Raw genomic sequence first — 17,235 nt, 5'->3', positions numbered from 1 at the left:
TGACTTCTCTCTTCCTGGGGAAAGCACCCTGGCTGGCGTCGGCCGGCACGGTTGCGCCCGGCCCGGTTTTTCTAGGCGGTTTTGCAGGGTTGGTTCGAGACGCCCTTTCCGGCCTGGGAGGCGCTGTTGCTGCATTCGACGACGTTGCCGCGTACCGGAGTCAGCGAATAGCCGAAGCCGGGTCCGTTGACCTCGGCTGTGTTGTTACGGAATACATTCCCGGTGCCCCAGCCGTCGACAATCTCGTGGGTCTGAAATCCGTCCACCGGTGAATTTCGGCCGGAGTTATTGTCGATGGTCCAGTCATTGCCTTTCACATCCACCCAGGAATCGGCGCCGGCAATACTGGAACCGTCGAAGCGGTTGTCGCGAACGATGCCCCCGGATGTCCCTTCCTTGATGTCAACACATTCTGCGGAAGTCCCGGAAATGTCATTTCCGGCGACCTCGTTGCGGTCGCTTTTATCCGGCCCGCAACCGCTGATGTCGCACCAGTTGCTTTCCGCTGAGCCGACGTAGATCCCTTCACCGAATTTCGGTTTCCGCAGCCCGGTGTCCCGGATCGAATTCTCCAAAACTTTGTTGTCGGTGCTGAATTTCCTGAGGTGGATGGCTTCGTCGCCGGTGTTGCTGACATCGAGGCCCCGCAGTACTGAGTGCGTCGTTTCATCGACCATCACGCCTTTCTGCCCGTTGCGTACGGCGAAACCCTGGAGCACCCAGTGGGATGCCCGGTTGAGGTGGAGCACGTAGCCGTCGTCGAGCCGCCCGCCGTCGAGGATGCTGCCGGCCGTGCCGCAGACTGTTACCGGCCGGCCTTCCGCCCCGTTTCCGGTGGCGGTGAAGTTGCCCGCATAGACGCCTGGCCTGAGGCCGATGACGGATCCGGGCGCGGGGTTCATCAGGGCGGCCTGAAGTTCCGCTGCGCTGGCTACGGTGACGGTGGCCGCCGGGCAGTCCCCGCCGGGCGGCGCGGCGGTGGGCCCCGGCGGCCCGATTGACCCCGGCGGCCCGGTTGACCCGGCCGGCCCAGGCGATACGGTGCCGCGCCCGGAGTCGGCACCGCCCTCAACGCCGCCTGGGCCGGAGGGACCTGCCATGTTGCCCGCGGCAAGCCAGGCCGCTGCCCCGATCACCGCGGCAGCCAGCAGGGCAAGTGCCACCAGCCAGGGGCGGGCCGGGGTCATGGCCGGCTTCACTGCCGCAGTCCTGCGACGTCGTCGGGAACCACGAATCCCCGGCTGAGCGTGGTCAGCGGCACGCGTTCTTCGTAGGGGCTCCGGATCTGTGCCGTCCTCTTCTTCCGGACCACGGCGGTGAGCAGCAGCAGGCCGCCGAGCGCGATCCAGACCAGGCTCAGCGGCTGGAACATGGACCCTACGGCTTTGTCCACGGTGTAGGCCGGCGCCCACCCCAGCAGGTTGTTCTCCGTGACGGCGGCCCCGGCGGCCCCCTCCGCCCAAATGGCCGCGCTGCCCTGGCCGGCCACCGTGTTGCCCGCGACGATGGTGCCGCCCACCTCCCCAACAAGAGTGATTCCGTGGTTCGCAATGGAGCCCAGCGTATTGGCGGTGATGTCGGCCCGGGCGTTCCGGACGTAGATTCCGGTGTCCCCGCCGGTGATGGTGTTCCGGTACACCGCTGCAGAGGCGTGCGCGTCCCGGACCGCCACGGCCTGGAGGCGCTGGTCCCTGAACTCGTTCCGGCTGATGCCGACGCCGCTGGCTCCGTGGTTGACCACCACGCCCACCTCGTTGGCAGCAATGCGGTTGTTCTCGACGTCGAGGTTGCTGCCGCCGCTGAGCTCGATCCCGTAGCGGGCGTTCCCCACCACCGAGCTTTCCGTCACGCGGTTGCCGCCGTAGGGAATCACGGCAGTGCCGACGGCGTTGGGCCCGTCCGCGAGGGGCCGGCCGTCGAATGAAATTCCGTTGCGGCCGTTGCGCTCCGCCGTGACCTTCTCCATGAGGACCCGCGTGGTGGAGCTGGCCACCGTGAAGCCATCCACCGCGTTGTCCGACGATCGTGTCCGGGTGATCTGCGCATCTGTGACGGCGCGGTGCAGGACAAGGCCGTCCACGAGGCTCCCGGTGATGGCCGAGTCCTCGATGATGATGTCCCGGGCGTTGGAGACAAACAGGCCAAAGGCGTTGCCGTCGATGGTGACGTCATCGATGCCGGCGGTCACCACGCTGTATTCCTGCTCCCTGGCGGCCCAGGCGGCCAGGACGTCCTCGGGAAGCACCCGCGCCCCGCCGGCGGCTGCCTCTGTGGCCTGCTCTGCCGTGGGCGGACCGCTCTGGAACGCCCCGACGTCGTCCGTTCCGGTCAGGGAGAGGCCGCCGGTGTTGCCGCTCCAGAACCCCAGGTTGGAGATGTTGGCGCGGGCCAGGGAGGCGTGTCCGCCGAGGACCCGGATGTAGGCGCGGCCGTCAGCGGTGCTCGTGTCGACGGCCTGCTCCGCGCTGTCCCAACTGGTCAGGCGGACGTCCGCCGTCGCCGAGCCGGCCACGGTGAGGGACCCGCCCAGGGCAACAATGGAGACGAAGTGGTCCCGGGTGCTTTCCAGCCGGATGTCGAGTCCCTCCGGGCTGTCGGGGGCGAGCAGGGAAAGATTGGCCCCCGGCAGGACGACGATGCTCTCGGACAGGACGTAGGCGCCGTCCGGCTGACGGACAAAGCCCTTGGGCGTGAGGACCTCGAGATCGGCGAGGGTGTACGGTTCGGGCCGGGCCGGGAGGATCAGGGTGTAGGTGGAGCCGGTGCGGAGGCGGAAGGCGCCCTCCAGCCCGTCCACCCGCCACCGGGCGACCGAAGCGACGGTGCGCACGTAGATGAGCCGTTCGTCTTCGCGTTGAACGAGCTGCGCTTCGCGGGCCGGATCCCCCGGGTAGATTTCGCCCTGGACGTTGCCGTTGGCCGCGATTTCGTTCCGGCCCACGGGATCGAGCGGACGCTGGTTGAACAGCTTGTCGGCCTGCAGGATCAGCGTGCCGGACCCCGCGAGGAGCACGGCGGCGAGGGTGACGAGCAGTCCCTGCCTGGTGGGTCTCATGTCGAGGCCGCCCCCGGCGTCAGGCTCCGGGCGTCCTGGCCGTCGCCGCCGACCTGGTCCGTGTGCCGGGTGAGCCAGCCCTGCCTGTTCATCGTCGCGAAGGCGTATACCTTGATGGGCAGCGCCACCAGGATCACTGTGAGGGCGAAGACGGGCAGGATCAGGAGGTCCTTGGGCTCCCGGCGCAGGTGAGAGATGCCCCGGATGCCCCGGCCCAGCAGCAGCCAGCACGCGGCGGCCGCGAAACCCAGCGGCGTCGGGTCCAGCCGGTTGAAGATCAGGTAGAAGACCGTCAGCCCCATGGTCACGGGCGTCAGCAGGATCTGCAGCACCGTCACTTTGGTGACGAACGGGACGCGCCACAACCAGCCCATGGCGATCGCCGTCAGGTAGCAGCGGTAGGAATTCCGGCTCCAGCGGACCCGCTGCTTGACGAAGGCGCCGAAGGTCGACGGAAACATGGACAGCGCCTGCGCGGTGGACTGGTGGACCGTCCTGTACCCGGAGGCCAGGACCAGCCAGGTCAGGCGCCCGTCGTCGCCGGAGATGCACCGGCGGCCCATGAAGTATTCGTTTTCCAGATGCTCCAGGACCAGCAGCACGGCCTCACGGCGGTAGACCGCTGTCCGGCCCGAAATGCACGGCACCGCCCCGGCGCGGCCCATCGCCGGCACGTAGTCGAGATACCTGAGGTTGACCATCCAGTCCGCGATGCGCCGCCAGATGCTTGTGTTCCGCTGGTAGACGTTCTGGTGTGTGCCGACGGCGCCGACCCGGGGATCCGCGAACGGCATCTGGACGTTCCGGAGCAGGTCCGGTTTCCACCAGGTGTCGGAATCCGTGAGCACCAGGAGGTCGTATTGCGCGAGCCGCACGCCGGCGCCCAGGGCTGACCGCTTGCCCACGTGGTGGAACAGCACCGGCCGGATGGTCTTGTCCCCCAGCGCCGTGATGCGGCGGTACGCCTCGAGATCTTCGACGTCGAGGACAATGATGATCTCGTCAGGCCGCTGCTGGCGCCAGGATTCGAGGGCGCTCATGAGGATGTCGGGATCCTCGTGGAAGGACGGGACGATCACGGAGGTCGTGGCCTCGAAATCGTTCACCACCGGCCGGGCCCGGCGCGAGAGAATGAAGCGGTACAGCCACAAGCCCCACACAATGGCTCCGGCCACGGCCACGGGAAAGTATGGGGATGCCTCGGTGTAGAAATCGCTGAGGGCGGACCAATCGAATGTGGTTTTGGTTTGATTTTGCGGAATATCAAAGGAACGCATAATCGGCCTTCACTGCGGTGCGAATGAGAGAAGGGACGCTAAAGACTATTGCCCCCCAATGTCGTTCGATGCGCCGTTCGATGCGCTGTTCGATGCAAAAAGCGCCGCTACTTGCGGCCCGGTGTCCTGCGCCGCGCCCGACGAGCCACTTTATGGCCCCATCCGCGCCGTCCGTTTGCCGCCGTTTCTTCGGCTGGCTGCACTTCGAGCATGGGCTTACGGCGGTAAGTCACGCTAGGGATTTGCGTACGCGATTAGCAGGGTGCCCTACTGGTATTTGCGTGGGGCATTACCTAGGTCCAATTGCGGGTAGCTACTCGCTTTTACTGCTACTAATGGCCGAATATTTGTCAAGGATGTTTACAAAATATGAATTACGTGAGGGGTAGGGTGGAATAGGCAACCGCCCGGCGGCCCTCGGCAGAGGCGTTGGCCGCGTTAGCTGCTTTGCGACAGACAGGAGGCAATATTAATGGTTGTACAACGCCGCCGGATAGCCCTGAACGAGGGCCGCGCGGCCCTCGCAGCATGGCAGGCAGCCAATACCGGCATGCCGGATTCCGCCGGAAGTGATGCCCCGGAAACGGGCGCACCTGTCCCCCGCAGCACTCTTGCGACGGCGGTCCGCTACTCCCTGGAGGAGGTCACCGCGCGGGCGCCCGGGAACTCGGTGGAAGTGCGGGTTCCGCCCTTCGGCGTGACCCAGTGCGTGGAGGGCCCGCGGCATACCCGCGGCACTCCCCCGAATGTGATTGAGTGCGACGCCGCCACCTGGCTCGCGATGGTCAGCGGGCACCTGAGCTGGGCAGACGCCGTCGACGCCGGGCGGGTAGCCGCCTCGGGGCTGCGCGCCGACCTGTCCGGGCTGCTGCCGCTGTGATCGCGCCGCCTTCTCCGGCTAACCGCGTCCGATAAACGGCATCCCGGCGGCCGTGATCACGATGGACCCGACGCTGGCGGAGGGCGGCATGCCGGCCATCAGCAACACCGCGCGGGCGGCGTCGTCCACCGGGAAGGTCGGCTCAACACGGCTGCTGCCGTCGGCCTGAACGACCCCGGAGCCGACTCCGATCGTGTCCATCAGCTCCGTGGCCGTGTTGCCGATGTCGATCTGCCCGCACGTGATGCCGAAGCCGCGGCCGTCGAGTTCGATGCTCTTGGTCAGCCCGGTCATGGCGTGTTTGGTGACCGTGTAGGCAACGGTCCGCGGCCGGGGTGAGTGTGCGGCGATCGATCCGTTGTTGATGATCCGCCCGCCCTGCGGCGACTGCGCCTTCATGGCCCGTACGGCGGCGGCGGCGCACAGCATGGAACCGGTCAGGTTCACCGCCAGGGTGGCGTCCCAGTCCGCGGGGCTGATTTCGTCCACGGAGGCGGCCGGACCGAACACGCCTGCGTTGTTGAAGAGCACATCCACCCGGCCCCAGTGCTGGAGGGCTGCGGCGAAAAGCCGCTCGACGTCGTCGGGCACGGTGACATCGCACGGAACGGCGAGCGCCTGGGCATGTCCCGCGCCGGTCTCCTGCAGCTGCGCTTCCCGCCGGCCCGCCAGCACCACCCGGTACCCGTCGGCGAGCATGAGCCGGGCCACCGCCCGGCCGATCCCCGATCCGGCGCCGGTGACTACTGCTACGCGGCCGGGCAAGTGCTGTCGTGTCATCCGGCTAGCGTATGCCGAGTTCGCATTTCACGGCAGTGGTCCGCGCCAACATTGCGGCCAAGTGTCATGTCGCGGAGGGGTGGCCGTCCCCGCGCCAGCGGGAACGCCGGCCGGCACGAAAGCCGGACCAGAACGTCAGCGCCAACAGGCCCGCACCTCTCAGCACCACGCCCGCCCATTTCTCCCTGTCCATGATCAGCATGCCCTGCGGAACGAAGGTCTGTTGGGACAGCGGGGCGTAAGCAAACCAGCCGAAACTCTCCTGCTGCACCGGCACCGACAGCAGGACGATTCCCGCCAAGATCAGGGCCAGTGCCACGAGCGGCACAGCCACACGGGCCAGCCGTGTGGCGCGCGACGGCCCGGATTGCCGGTCCCCTGACGGGCCGTCCCCTACTGGATCGCCCCCGGCCGGACCGTCCCCCGATAAATTCATGGGAACACTGTAACCGCCGGCGGTCCCGCTAGCTCCGCCGGACGCGGGCGGCGAGCTGTCCGATGGCGCTGTCCCGGAGGTTCTCCAGTAGCGCCCGCGGACCCGGATATATTTCGACGGCGCCGGCGTCCCGGAGTTCCGCCTCGCTGGTGCCACCGCAGGTCAGGCCGATGGCCGGAATGTCGAGCTTCCCTGCGGCGTAGATGTCCCACACGGCGTCGCCCACGAAGACTGCGTCCGCTGCCGGCGCACCAACGGCGTTGAGGGCGGCCACGAGGATGTCCGGGGCCGGCTTGCTCTCCTTCGCGTCTGCCGAGCTGGTGGCGGCGTCGATGAAGGCGTCGGCGCCGATCGTGGCCCGCAGCACCTCGAGGTCTCGTTCCCGGGCGGAGGATGCCAGCGCCACGGCGAGTCCGCTGTCGTGGCAGCCCGCCAGCAGCTCGCGGGCACCGTCCAGCGGGCGCAGGGCCGGCCAGAAAGTGGAGAACACTGCGGCGTGCGAGGTCATGATGGTGCTGTCCTCGCCCGTGTCCCGGTCAGCGGGCAGCAGCTTGGCAAGGATCTTGTCCCCGCCCATCCCGACCGCGCGGTGAATGCTCGCCATCGGCACGTCGTACCCGGCCTGCCGGAAGGCCTGCCACCACGCCAGCGTGTGGAGGTAGGCGGAGTCGACCAGGGTGCCGTCGACGTCGAAGAGCACGGCGGCCTTGCGCCCCGGACGGGACGTGCTGGCGGTCAAGGAGTCTGGGGTGCCCGGGCCAAGGGGGCCGCCAGGTTCTGCGTCAGTGATGAGCCCGCGCCCGTTTTCCTGCGGCCAGTGAACCGCCAGCCAGGGAGGTTCCACGGCCGGCACCCCCTGCAGTCCGTCGGGTCATCCTCGTCAGCGGGCCCGCGGGTGCGGCCTGCCCGCCGGCACTGCGGTCCCGGATGAGCCCGGTGCCGGCAATTTCACGGGCCTGGGCGATGCCTGCCACGGCTGCCCTCTTGGTGGGAAAGGTGACGGAGACAGCCATCAGGCTGCCGGCCCCGTCAAGCATGCGGATCCGGTAGCCGCCGTCGGGCGCGTCCACGAGTTCGAAATATCCAGCCATCGCACACTCCTCTATCCTCTACCCCGGGGTGGGATATTAGTAAGTATACTTATCTAAGGTCTGGACGAACACCATTTTCCTCCCGGTTCCCGGCGCAGCTCCCCTGTTCAGCGGCCCGGGAGCGGGGCGTCGCTGCGGCGTACACCCACTTCATTCAGTTCCAGGGCGCTCCTCACAAGAGCAAAGTGGCTGAAGGCCTGCGGCGTATTGCCGAGCTGACGCCCGTCCTCGACGCTCCATTCCTCGCTCAGGAGTCCGACGTCGTTGCGCAGCGCCAGCAGCCGCTCGAACAGTTCCTGCGCCTCATGGTGCCGGCCGGCCCCCAAGAGGGCCTCGACGAGCCAGAACGAACAGGCCAGGAACACCCCTTCCTCGCCGGACAGCCCGTCGTCGCATTCAGCCGGCTTGTAGCGGCGCAGGAATCCGTCGTGGGTGAGTTCACGCTGGACGGCGTCAATCGTGCCGATCATGCGCGGGTCATCCGGGGGCAGGAACCCGACGCGCGCGATGAGCAGCAGGCTCGCGTCGAGCTCCGGCCGCCCGTAAGACTGGACGAACGTATTGCGTTCGGCATCGAACCCGCGGGACATGACGTCGGCGCGGATCGTTTCCCGCAGTTCCTCCCACCGGTCCGCGGGGCCGGGCAGGCCGAAGTCCCGGACGCCCTTGACCATCCGGTCGGCCGCCACCCACGCCATCACCTTGGAGTGCGTGAAATGGCGCCGCGGCCCGCGCATCTCCCAGAGTCCGTTGTCAGGCCGGCGCCAGGCGGACTCCAGGTGCTCCATCAAAGCGAGCTGCACATCCCAGGATTCGTCGGTGCTTGTCAGCAGCGAATTCCGGGTCAGTGACAGGCAGTCCAGCACCTCGCCCCAGACATCGAGCTGAAGCTGCCCCGCAGCGCCGTTGCCGGTCCGGACCGGGGCGGAGTTCTCGTACCCCCGCAACCAGGGCAGCTCCATCTCGGGCAGGCGGCGTTCGCCATGGAGGCCGTACATGATCTGCAGGTCCTTGGGGTCTCCCGCCACGGCCCGCAGCAGCCAGTCACGCCAGCAGGCGGCCTCGTCCGTGTAGCCGGCCGCGAGCAGTGCCTGGAGCGTCAGTGTGGCGTCGCGGAGCCAGCAGAACCGGTAGTCCCAGTTCCGTTCGCCGCCCAATTCCTCCGGCAGGGAGGTCGTCACGGCCGCCACTATCCCGCCGGTGGGGGCGAACGTCAGCGCTTTCAACGTGATCAGGGAGCGCTGCACGGCCTCCCGGTAGGGCCCTGTGACTGTGCACTTTGCTGACCAGCGCCGCCAGAACTCCTCGGTGGACGCCAGGGCCCGTTCCGCGTCGACGGTCCGGGGACGGGGCAGGTGGCTCGGCGTCCAGGTCAGCACGAACGGCACCCGATCCCCGGCTTTGACGGTGAAGTCACTGATGGTCTGCAGGCGCTCGCCCCTCAAGGGCGCCTCGGTCACCAGATACGCGGCATCGGGACCGGCCACCGCGTGGATCCCGTGCTTGTCGTGGCGGACCCAAGGCACGATGTGCCCGTAGTCGAAACGCAGGACCAGCTCACCGCGCATCCTGACTGTTCCGCGGATGCCCACCACAATCCGCACGATGTCCGCCACCTCGTCGCGCGGAGGCATGAAATCGATGACCTTGACCGTTCCGGAGGGCGTCTCCCACTCGGTTTCCAGGATCAGAGTGCCTTTGCGGTAGTGCCTACGGGTGCATTCACCGCCGCCCGCTGGCGCCAGCAGCCAGCGCCCGGCCTTGGGCGTGTCCAACAAGGCGCTGAAGCAGGCCGGCGAGTCGAACCGCGGCAGGCAGAGCCAATCGATCGAGCCCGCGGTGCTGATCAGGGCCGCGGTGTGCAGATCGCCGACCAGTGCGTAATCTTCTATGCGTGCCATGGGTCTTACAGTGCCACACCCGTTTCCCAGCGGACTAGGACCCTCAGTTGAACCGCGGCGCTGCTGGGACCGCGGCGGAGCCGGACACAGTCCGCTGCCCATCATGCCCTTGTGGGAGAGTGGAGGCATGGAATTGGCGTCACAGCAATCACCCGGCCCGCAACCCGTTACCGGCAACCGGGCTTTCCGCCTGGCGCACTGGGTCTCGGATACCTTCAACAGCATCCGCCTGAAGTCGGCCCGCCGCTGGGACTTCGTCCCGACCACCGTCGCCTACCAGGGCTACGGATCCACCACGTGGGTCCGGGTGCTCGGCCGTGTGGTCCTGACCAGCAAGCCCAACCCCGGCAGCCGGGCCGAGCAGGCAGCCCAGAACGGCAACCAGAACATCCGCGGCTGGCGGGCCTTCACGTCCGTACCGGTCCAATACTCCGAGGTAGAGATCGAGGTTGGCGGGGTCACCGCGCGGGTCCAGGCGGACCGTGGCGGACTCGTGGACACCGTCGTGCAGGTGGAACTAACCCCGGGCTGGCACACCGCCGTGCTGCGCGCCGAGGGCACCCCGCCTGCCACGGCGCAGATCTTTGTCATTGCCCCCGACACCAAGCTCGGGATCGTGTCCGATATCGATGACACGATCATGGTCACGGCGCTCCCCCGGCCCTTCCTCGCGCTCTGGAACACCTTCGTGCTCAACGAACGCGCCCGGATGGCGACCCCCGGGATGGCCGTGCTGATGGACCGGATCAAGGTGGAGCACCCGGACGCCCCGGTCATTTACCTGTCGACCGGGCCGTGGAACGCCGCCCCCACTCTGGCCCGCTTCATCACGCGGAATATGTACCCCTCCGGCGCCCTGCTGCTCACCGATTGGGGCCTCACCCATGACCGGTGGTTCCGCAGCGGCCAGGAGCACAAGCGCCGCAACCTGGAACTGCTCGCCGAAGAGTTCCCGAACATGCGCTGGTTGCTCTTCGGCGACAACGGACAGCACGACGAATCGATCTACTCACACTTTGCCCAGCAGCACGGCGACCGGGTGGCCGCCATCGGCATCCGCCAACTCTCCGCCAGCGAAGCCGTCCTGGCCGGCGGCCACTCGGAGACCGGGGACCACGCCGGTTCCGATGTTCCCTGGATCTACTCCCCGGACGGCGCAGGCATGGCGAAAAGCCTGCAGGGCTTGGGGATTCTCTAGACGCCTGCGGGGCCGGCCGCCGGTGCCGCGGCTAGCCTGCCGGCTGAGGGTGGCCGGCGTCGGACGCCACCTGCCCGCCGTCGGAAGTGGCGCCCCCTGCGCCCGGAGGCACCGGGACCGAGTCCGAGTGCCGGGCCGCGAGGACTTCCCGAAGCCAGTGGAACGAGGCCTTTTTGGTGCGCTCCTGGGACTCGCGGTCCACGTGCAGCAGCCCGAACTGCTGCTTGTAGCCGCCCGACCATTCGAAGTTGTCCATCAGCGACCACACGTAGTACCCGCGCAGGTCCACCGACTCCGCCACGCCGCCGGGTGACGTCGCTTCGATGGCGGTGGCAATATGGTCCGCGAGGTAGCGGATCCGTCGTTCATCCGGGATGATGAGCCCGCCGTCGGGATCCTGGATCTCGAGGTCCTCGAAGCTCGCCCCGCCCTCGGTGATGTAGACCGGCGGAAGGTCCGGGTAGCGCTCAGCCATTTCCGCGAGCGCTACGGCCATGTACTCCGGTTTGATGGGCCAGCCGTACGCGGTGATCTCGGTGTCCGGGAACGACGCAATGTGGAACGGGGCGCCCGGCGCAGTGCCGCTCAGGTCATCGCCCATGGCCTCGGCCATCCCCTTCGGCACGGCACCCTCACCCGGACCGGAGGCCACCCGCGTGGGCATGTAGTAGTTGAGCCCGTAGAAGTCCAGCGGCTGCGAGATCAGCTCCATGTCCTCGCTGGACGGGCTGAAGGAGGAGAAGAAGGTGGCGGCGCGGACGGTGTCAGGGTACTTGCCGAGCAGGACGGGATCCGCGTAGAGCCGGTTCTGGGCCATGTCCATCAGGCCGGCGCTGAGCTTGTCCAGCGGATTGATCGAGGCGGGCACCATCGGCGAATAGACGTTGGTGATCCCGATTTCGCCGGGCACATTCGCCGCCCGGAGCGCCTGCAGCGACAAGCCGTGGCCCAAGAGCTGGTGGTGGACGCTGGGCAGGGCCTTCAGCATGAGCGCCTCGCCCGGCGCGTGCATCCCCAGCATGTAGCCGTTGGTGCTGACCGTGGCGGGTTCGTTGACAGTAACCCAGCGGGTGACCCGGTCTCCGTACGCGGCCGCGGCGATCGAGGCGAACTCCCCCAGCCGGTAGGCCGTGTCCCGGTTCATCCAGCCCCCGGCTTCATCCAGCTCCAGCGGCGTGTCCCAGTGGTACAGCGTGGCCATGGGCGCGATGCCGTTGGCCAGCAACAGGTCGATCAATCTGTCATAGAAGTCCAGGCCCGCGGGATTGACCGGGCCGCTGCCGCCTGGCTGGATCCGGGACCAGGACAGCGAGAACCGGTACGAATCGATCCCGAGTTCCTTCATGAGGGCCACGTCTTCGGGCATCCGGTGGTAGTGGTCGCACGCTATCGCGGGGCTGTGGTCCTCCACTATCGCTCCGGGCTTGGCGGCGAAGACGTCCCACCCCGCGGGGCCGCGTCCGTCCTCGTCCAGGGCGCCTTCGATTTGGAAGGCTGCGGTCGCCACTCCGAGGGTGAACCGCGGCGGCAGGAGGGAAGCCAAGTCCTTGGCGGAAGCTTTCATCAACAGGGTCCCTTATGTAGTTGCAGGCAGTTGACTGATTTTAGGCCGCCGCCCGGCCCCGCGCCACGACCAGCGCCCGCATGCCGGTGTGGCCTCGTCCGGCCGCGCTTTTACTGCGCCTCAGTACGAGGCGGTCTCCGGGCCGAACAGGAATTCCTTGGCGTGTGCCACGGCCTTTTTGAATGCATCATTTCGCAGGGCCTGCAGTTGTGCAGCCTCGTCCGCTGAGGGTTCCAGATAACTCGTGTACCCCGGCCTCAGCACCCAGATGTCGCCAGCCGGCGGCAGGTAGAAGACACCGAAAGAACGGTGCTGGCTGTCGTCGACGGTCCAGACGGGAACCACAGCCAGCGCGGCCCCGGTATCGATGTTGATCCATTGCGCCCGCGGAAGCGGCGCTTCATGGGCCTCCGGGTCGAGAAACGGCGCGGTCCCCTCACCCCATCTGGCCTCGAAGCGCTCGTGGAATACCGGCATCAGGTGCGAATCATAGCGGCGCCATGCGTTCATGGCCGCCCTCCTTCCTAGTGCTCATTCCCTCTCGAGTGCTCATTCCCTCTCGAGTGCTCATTGGCTGTCTCTTACGCCCGGGAGCAAGCGCCGGGATCGGACGACGGCGGCCCGCTGCGGCCGCCGTCGTCCCTCGTCGCGTTCTGCGTCTGCCGGACGGACAGCCCGCTGTTACATCCCGATCTGCTGCAGCTTGCCCTCGGCGTGGGTGATTTCGATCTTCCGGGGCTTGGCCCGCTCCAGCACCGGAATCCGGAGCGTCAGCACGCCGTCGGCGTAGTTCGCCGTGACCTTCTCGGTGTCCAGGGTGTCGCCGAGAAGGAGCTGGCGGCTGAAGACGCCGCGCGGCCGCTCAGAGGCGATCAGTTCCACATTGGGCTGCGTCGGATCGCGCCGTTCAGCCCTGACCGTCAGGACGTTGCGCTCGATATCGAGGTCCACCGAGTCAACGTTGACGCCGGGAAGATCAAACGCGACGACGAACTCGCCGTTCTCCTGCCATGCATCCATGGGCATGGCTGCGGGCCTTGCCGCCGTTCCGAAAACCTGCTGGGTCAGCCGGTCCAGTTCACGGAACGGGTCCGTACGCATCAACATCATTTCCCACTCCTTCATGCGAGAGTCCTGATTTTTTCCTGTATCCACGCCATCTAATTATCTGTGGTAGTGGATATAGATTTTTTATAGCACCGGTGCGAAACTGATGCAAGGGGGAAAACCCGCACATCAAAATGCCGCGAAGGAGTGCCGTGACGGAACATGGTCGGGAGCTGGGCCTGTATGCGATTTCGGTCGTGGCCCAGCTGGTCGGGACCGGGCAGCAGAACATCAGGCTTTACGAGCGGAGAGGGCTGCTGACCCCGGACCGCACCGCCGGGGGCACGAGGCAGTACAGCGACTCGGATCTCGCGGTGCTGCGGCGGATCGGCGAGTTGCTGGAGGAGGGGCTCAATCTGGCCGGCGTGGCCAAAGTGCTGGAACTCGAAGCGGTCAATGCCCGGCTCCAGGCTGAGCTGAACCGCGTCAGGCCACGCCGGACCTAGAGCTTCCGGCCGCCGGCGATGCGGTGGGATTCCTCGAGGAGCTCGCCCAGCTCCTCACGATCGATCCGGTCCAGCCGCACCAGCACGAGCAACGGCGAACGATCGTGGTGCGGCGTCCAGAAATACGTGTCCGGGTCCGTTCCGGCGAGGGCTTCGCGTTCCTCGGTCTTGACCGTGAGCACGCCCGCCTCCCAGATCCTGGCCATGAGCGTGGCCGCAAACCAGGCGGGCTGGCCCCAGCTGGGCCGCTCCACCACTCCCGGGAGGGCCAGCGCGGCGCGTCGGACGTCATCTTCGGTGGCCATGCCCCACTCTGGCACCCGCGCAGGGCGGGGGCAAGGAGCAATGGCCGGGAGCTAATCCTGGCTGGTGTCGGCCCTGGAGAGTGTTCCGGTGATCTGCTCGCCTCGGATGCGGGCAGTCCGCCAGGTGTCCAGGGCGATCACCCCGCCCAGGATGACGAAGGAGATGGACAACGAGGCCAAGGCGTCGGTCAGCCAGTGGTAGCCCAGGTAGAGCCGGCTCACCGCGGCGAAGAAGATCCCCACGCCCGCCAGTGCGAAGCCTGCGACCGCGGCCCTGGGGTTGCGCCGGCGGGAGACGACCAGAAACGTGCCGACCAGCAGGAAGTCGCAGGCGCCGAGGACGTGGCCGGACGGGAAGGAGAAGGTGAAGTCGGCGCCGAAGAGCATGAGGTCCACGGGCGGTCGCTGGCGCCCGATGGTGCGCCCGATGATCTGGGCAAGGATCACGCCGGTGAGCATGGCGCCGGCCAGGAGCATCGGCCGCCAGGCATGCTTCGCCAGCAGGCCCCAGGCCACCGTCACCACGAGGACGATGATCGGAAGGGCGACGGGTCCGAAGACAATCGCCAGGAAGATCATGACCGCAGTGAGCGGCTCGGAGCGCAGGGTCAGGAGCCCCGAACGGACAGGTTCGTCGCCTTCCGTGAGCCCGTCATGCTGGAGGACACCGGCAAGGATCACAAGGAACAACACAGTTCCCAGAATCATGAGGCCGACGGCGGTCCGGTACAGGTTCTTTCGGTCCCGCTCGCTCATGAAGCGTTCCTCCACGACAAACTTGTCGTGGAAGACCCGCCAGCGGCCGGGCGATTTCCCGGTAGCTTCCTCTGCCATTCCCGTCTCCGCCTCTGCACCGTGTGTGGACATATCCTTCGAGAAGAATATCCCGGTTCCGGCTCCGCAGGGGCCGTGGGCTCCCCGTCAGTCCCGCGGCCCCCTCCCCGGTAGCCTGAAGCCATGGGCGTTATGAATGAACTGATCAACCCGGGTGTCGTCGGCTCACTGGGGCGGATCCTGGCCGCCGCCTCACCGGGCGGCCGTTTCACCCAGCTGGCCGCGTCGGCAGGAGAACTGGACGGGCTGAGCCTGCGGGAACGCACCGACCTCCTCAGCCGCGCCATGCTCGCTGACCTGCCCGGGGACTACGCCGGAACGGCAGCCATATTCCGCCGGGCGCTGGATGATCCGGACTTCACCGGTTGGATGATCTGGCCCGTGACCGAGGCAGCGGCCACCCTGGCCCATGACTCAACCGGGCCGGAAGACTTCGAGGACTGCCTGGCGCTCCTCGCCGAACTGACACCGAGGCTCACCGCTGAATTCGCGATCCGTAGGCTCCTCGCCGCAGATCTGGACCGGGCGCTGGCCGTCATCCAGGCCTGGACGTCCCACCCGGACTGGCACGTCCGCCGGCTCGCCAGCGAGGGCACCCGGGCGTACCTCCCCTGGGCAATCCGCGTCCCGGAGATCACGGACCGGCCGGCCGCCACCCTGCCGATCCTCGACGCGCTGTACCGGGAACCGGTGGTCGACGTCCGGCGCTCGGTGGCCAACCACCTGAACGACCTGGCCCGGCACGCCCCCGGCGATGTGGTGGCCACAGCAGCCGGTTGGATGGCCGCCCCGGACGAGAACACTCCCTGGGTGGTCCGGCACGGGCTGCGGACCCTGCTCAAGAAGGCCCATCCGGGTGCGTTGGAACTCTTGGGGTTCCCGCCGGCGTCGATCGCCGTGACGCCGCCCCGGCTGGACAGCACCGCCGTCGAGCTTCCCGGAGAACTCGCCTTTGCGTTTGAAATCACGAACACCGGCCCCGCGGAGGCCCGGCTCGCCGTCGACTTCGTGGTCCACTATGCCAAGGCCAACGGGACGCTCGCGGAGAAGGTGTTCAAGCTCGCCACGCCCGTCCTCGGGCCGGGCGAGTCCAGGACATTTTCGAAGCGCCATGCCTTCCGCCAGATGACCACGCGGGTCCACCACCCCGGCAGCCACGCACTGCAGCTGCAGGTCAACGGAGTTCGCTATCCGGCAGCCGGATTCACGGTTGTGACCTAAGGCGCCACCTCCCCTGCGCGGACGGACGGCCGCGACCGCCGTGTCCGTGAGCATCCTTCGCCGGCCCCTGAGCGGTCCGACGTGACCACACTCACCGCAGCAACGCCTGTGGCGATGGAACAGCAGGTCAACGGCGCGCGGCCCGCTTCGACCAAATTGCTGGTCCGAACAGACGCCGGTCCGATACGGCGCGGTGATTTGACGGCCCTATAAATATGACGTTATTGTCGCTTCAATTATTGGGGCCGACGAGTAACACCCAAGAAAGAACAGAGCGATGACCACAGTAACTGAATGCATTGAGATCCAGGTCGACAGCCGTCAGGTGCTTGACGAACGGCTCGACGACGCCGTCCGCGGTCTCCAGCAGATCGCCATGGCAACCGGGACGCAGGGCATCCTGCTCACCCGTCACAAGGCCGGCCACTACACTGCGGCGCTGTCCGACCAGGTCCCCTTTGGCATGACGCGGGAGCTCATTCGCTGATCCTGGCAGGGCCTCAAGCGCTTGCCCCCAGCGCCTGATTTTGGCGCCACAAGCCAGGTCCCGGGCGGCGGAGCATCGACTCCCGCCCGGGACCTTTTTTGTTCCCGGTCCTTTCAGGACTACCGGCCGTGGCCGGTTACCGGGCCTGGCGGGTCACCGGTTGTGTCCGCTCACCAGTCATGGACGGTGCCGTCGACGAGTCGGTTGTAGGGCAGGTAGGCCTGCTGGTACGGGAACGCCGCTGCGGCTTCCTCGTTGAATTCGACGCCGATGCCGGGCTTGTCGCCCGGGTGCAGGTACCCGTCCACGAACGTCATGGACTGCTCGAAGACCTCGTTCGTCGCATCCGAGTGCTGCATGTATTCCTGGATCCCGTAGTTATGGATCGCCAGGCCCACGTGCAGCTGCGCGGCGAACCCGACCGGGGAGATGTCCGTCGGCCCGTGGAAGCCGGACTTGATCTGGTACTGCGCGGCGAAATCCATCACCTTCTTCAACGGCGAAATGCCGCCGAAGTGCGTGGACGCGGCCCGCACGTAGTCGATCAGCTGTTCCTTGATCAGGGTCTGGTAGTCCCAGACGGTGTTGAAGATTTCACCGATCGCCAGCGGCGTGGTGGTGTGCTGGCGGACCAGGCGCAGGCCTTCCTGGTT

The 17,235-nt window shown here is 67.1% G+C and carries 19 protein-coding genes; 5 read left to right on the top strand and 14 right to left on the bottom strand.

The window, feature by feature from the left end; all coding sequences use genetic code 11:
* Positions 1–71: 71 nt before the first annotated feature.
* The 3 genes from AC1DC5_RS00095 to AC1DC5_RS00085 are packed head-to-tail and all read right to left on the bottom strand — an operon-like array spanning position 72 to position 4,332.
* Positions 72–1,199: a NosD domain-containing protein gene (locus AC1DC5_RS00095; RefSeq protein ID WP_476863797.1), complete on the bottom strand. Its 1,128-nt coding sequence runs from the start codon at positions 1,197–1,199 to the stop codon at positions 72–74.
* Complete coding sequence (locus AC1DC5_RS00090; RefSeq protein ID WP_476863796.1) at positions 1,196–3,055, bottom strand: right-handed parallel beta-helix repeat-containing protein; 1,860 nt, start codon at positions 3,053–3,055, stop codon at positions 1,196–1,198. Before AC1DC5_RS00090 ends, AC1DC5_RS00095 begins: the two co-directional genes overlap by 4 nt.
* Positions 3,052–4,332, bottom strand: coding sequence for a glycosyltransferase (locus AC1DC5_RS00085; RefSeq protein ID WP_441406463.1), 1,281 nt, complete (start codon positions 4,330–4,332; stop codon positions 3,052–3,054). Before AC1DC5_RS00085 ends, AC1DC5_RS00090 begins: the two co-directional genes overlap by 4 nt.
* A 472-nt stretch (positions 4,333–4,804) precedes the next feature.
* Here AC1DC5_RS00085 and AC1DC5_RS00080 point away from each other — a divergent pair, with 472 nt between their 5' ends.
* Positions 4,805–5,212 carry a sterol carrier family protein gene (locus tag AC1DC5_RS00080; RefSeq protein ID WP_476863795.1) on the top strand — a complete coding sequence of 136 codons (408 nt, stop codon included), beginning with the start codon at positions 4,805–4,807 and terminating at the stop codon, positions 5,210–5,212.
* An 18-nt stretch (positions 5,213–5,230) separates the two neighbouring features.
* Here AC1DC5_RS00080 and AC1DC5_RS00075 read toward each other — a convergent pair whose 3' ends face one another.
* The 5 genes from AC1DC5_RS00075 to AC1DC5_RS00055 form a co-directional block, all read right to left on the bottom strand.
* A complete protein-coding gene (locus AC1DC5_RS00075; protein WP_476863794.1) occupies positions 5,231–5,992 on the bottom strand; it encodes an SDR family oxidoreductase in 762 nt (253 codons plus the stop codon).
* A gap of 64 nt (positions 5,993–6,056) precedes the next feature.
* Positions 6,057–6,428: a hypothetical protein gene (locus AC1DC5_RS00070; protein WP_476863793.1), complete on the bottom strand. Its 372-nt coding sequence runs from the start codon at positions 6,426–6,428 to the stop codon at positions 6,057–6,059.
* 28 nt (positions 6,429–6,456) lie between these two features.
* Positions 6,457–7,167, bottom strand: a complete 711-nt coding sequence (locus AC1DC5_RS00065) for an HAD family hydrolase (protein WP_476863792.1) — start codon at positions 7,165–7,167, stop codon at positions 6,457–6,459.
* Positions 7,168–7,210: 43 nt separating this feature from the next.
* A complete protein-coding gene (locus AC1DC5_RS00060) occupies positions 7,211–7,519 on the bottom strand; it encodes a YegP family protein (RefSeq protein ID WP_441406468.1) in 309 nt (102 codons plus the stop codon).
* 107 nt (positions 7,520–7,626) lie between these two features.
* Positions 7,627–9,420: a glycoside hydrolase family 15 protein gene (locus AC1DC5_RS00055; RefSeq protein ID WP_476863791.1), complete on the bottom strand. Its 1,794-nt coding sequence runs from the start codon at positions 9,418–9,420 to the stop codon at positions 7,627–7,629.
* A 127-nt stretch (positions 9,421–9,547) separates the two neighbouring features.
* Between AC1DC5_RS00055 and AC1DC5_RS00050 the strand changes: the two genes are divergently transcribed.
* Complete coding sequence (locus tag AC1DC5_RS00050; protein ID WP_441406470.1) at positions 9,548–10,618, top strand: App1 family protein; 1,071 nt, start codon at positions 9,548–9,550, stop codon at positions 10,616–10,618.
* A 31-nt stretch (positions 10,619–10,649) separates the two neighbouring features.
* On the opposite strand, the gene AC1DC5_RS00045 is transcribed toward AC1DC5_RS00050, so the two are convergent.
* From AC1DC5_RS00045 to AC1DC5_RS00035, 3 genes are all read right to left on the bottom strand, one after another.
* Positions 10,650–12,182: a glycoside hydrolase family 1 protein gene (locus tag AC1DC5_RS00045; protein ID WP_476863790.1), complete on the bottom strand. Its 1,533-nt coding sequence runs from the start codon at positions 12,180–12,182 to the stop codon at positions 10,650–10,652.
* Between the two features lie 120 nt (positions 12,183–12,302).
* A complete protein-coding gene (locus AC1DC5_RS00040; protein ID WP_441406472.1) occupies positions 12,303–12,692 on the bottom strand; it encodes a hypothetical protein in 390 nt (129 codons plus the stop codon).
* A gap of 171 nt (positions 12,693–12,863) precedes the next feature.
* Positions 12,864–13,289, bottom strand: a complete 426-nt coding sequence (locus AC1DC5_RS00035) for an Hsp20/alpha crystallin family protein (protein ID WP_441406481.1) — start codon at positions 13,287–13,289, stop codon at positions 12,864–12,866.
* 152 nt (positions 13,290–13,441) lie between these two features.
* On the opposite strand from AC1DC5_RS00035, the gene AC1DC5_RS00030 reads away from it, so the two are divergent.
* Positions 13,442–13,735 carry a MerR family transcriptional regulator gene (locus tag AC1DC5_RS00030; RefSeq protein WP_441406473.1) on the top strand — a complete coding sequence of 98 codons (294 nt, stop codon included), beginning with the start codon at positions 13,442–13,444 and terminating at the stop codon, positions 13,733–13,735.
* Here AC1DC5_RS00030 and AC1DC5_RS00025 read toward each other — a convergent pair.
* Positions 13,732–14,040 (bottom strand): MmcQ/YjbR family DNA-binding protein, encoded by a 309-nt coding sequence (locus tag AC1DC5_RS00025; protein ID WP_441406474.1) that lies wholly within the window; start codon positions 14,038–14,040, stop codon positions 13,732–13,734. The two genes, AC1DC5_RS00030 and AC1DC5_RS00025, sit on opposite strands and share 4 nt — an antisense overlap.
* 51 nt (positions 14,041–14,091) lie before the next feature.
* Positions 14,092–14,874, bottom strand: coding sequence for a phosphatase PAP2 family protein (locus AC1DC5_RS00020; RefSeq protein WP_441406475.1), 783 nt, complete (start codon positions 14,872–14,874; stop codon positions 14,092–14,094).
* A gap of 123 nt (positions 14,875–14,997) precedes the next feature.
* Here AC1DC5_RS00020 and AC1DC5_RS00015 point away from each other — a divergent pair, with 123 nt between their 5' ends.
* Both AC1DC5_RS00015 and AC1DC5_RS00010 read left to right on the top strand, forming a co-directional pair.
* A complete protein-coding gene (locus tag AC1DC5_RS00015) occupies positions 14,998–16,095 on the top strand; it encodes a DNA alkylation repair protein (RefSeq protein WP_476863789.1) in 1,098 nt (365 codons plus the stop codon).
* A gap of 277 nt (positions 16,096–16,372) precedes the next feature.
* Positions 16,373–16,582, top strand: coding sequence for a hypothetical protein (locus AC1DC5_RS00010; protein ID WP_476863788.1), 210 nt, complete (start codon positions 16,373–16,375; stop codon positions 16,580–16,582).
* Between the two features lie 170 nt (positions 16,583–16,752).
* Here AC1DC5_RS00010 and AC1DC5_RS00005 read toward each other — a convergent pair.
* On the bottom strand, positions 16,753–17,235 hold a 483-nt coding region (locus AC1DC5_RS00005; protein ID WP_476863787.1), incomplete at its 5' end, for an enolase C-terminal domain-like protein.

The organism is Arthrobacter sp. 10L424, assembly GCF_056395325.1.
The sequence above is the reverse complement of the archived record's forward strand: the minus strand, read 5'-3'. Positions and strand labels throughout refer to the sequence as shown.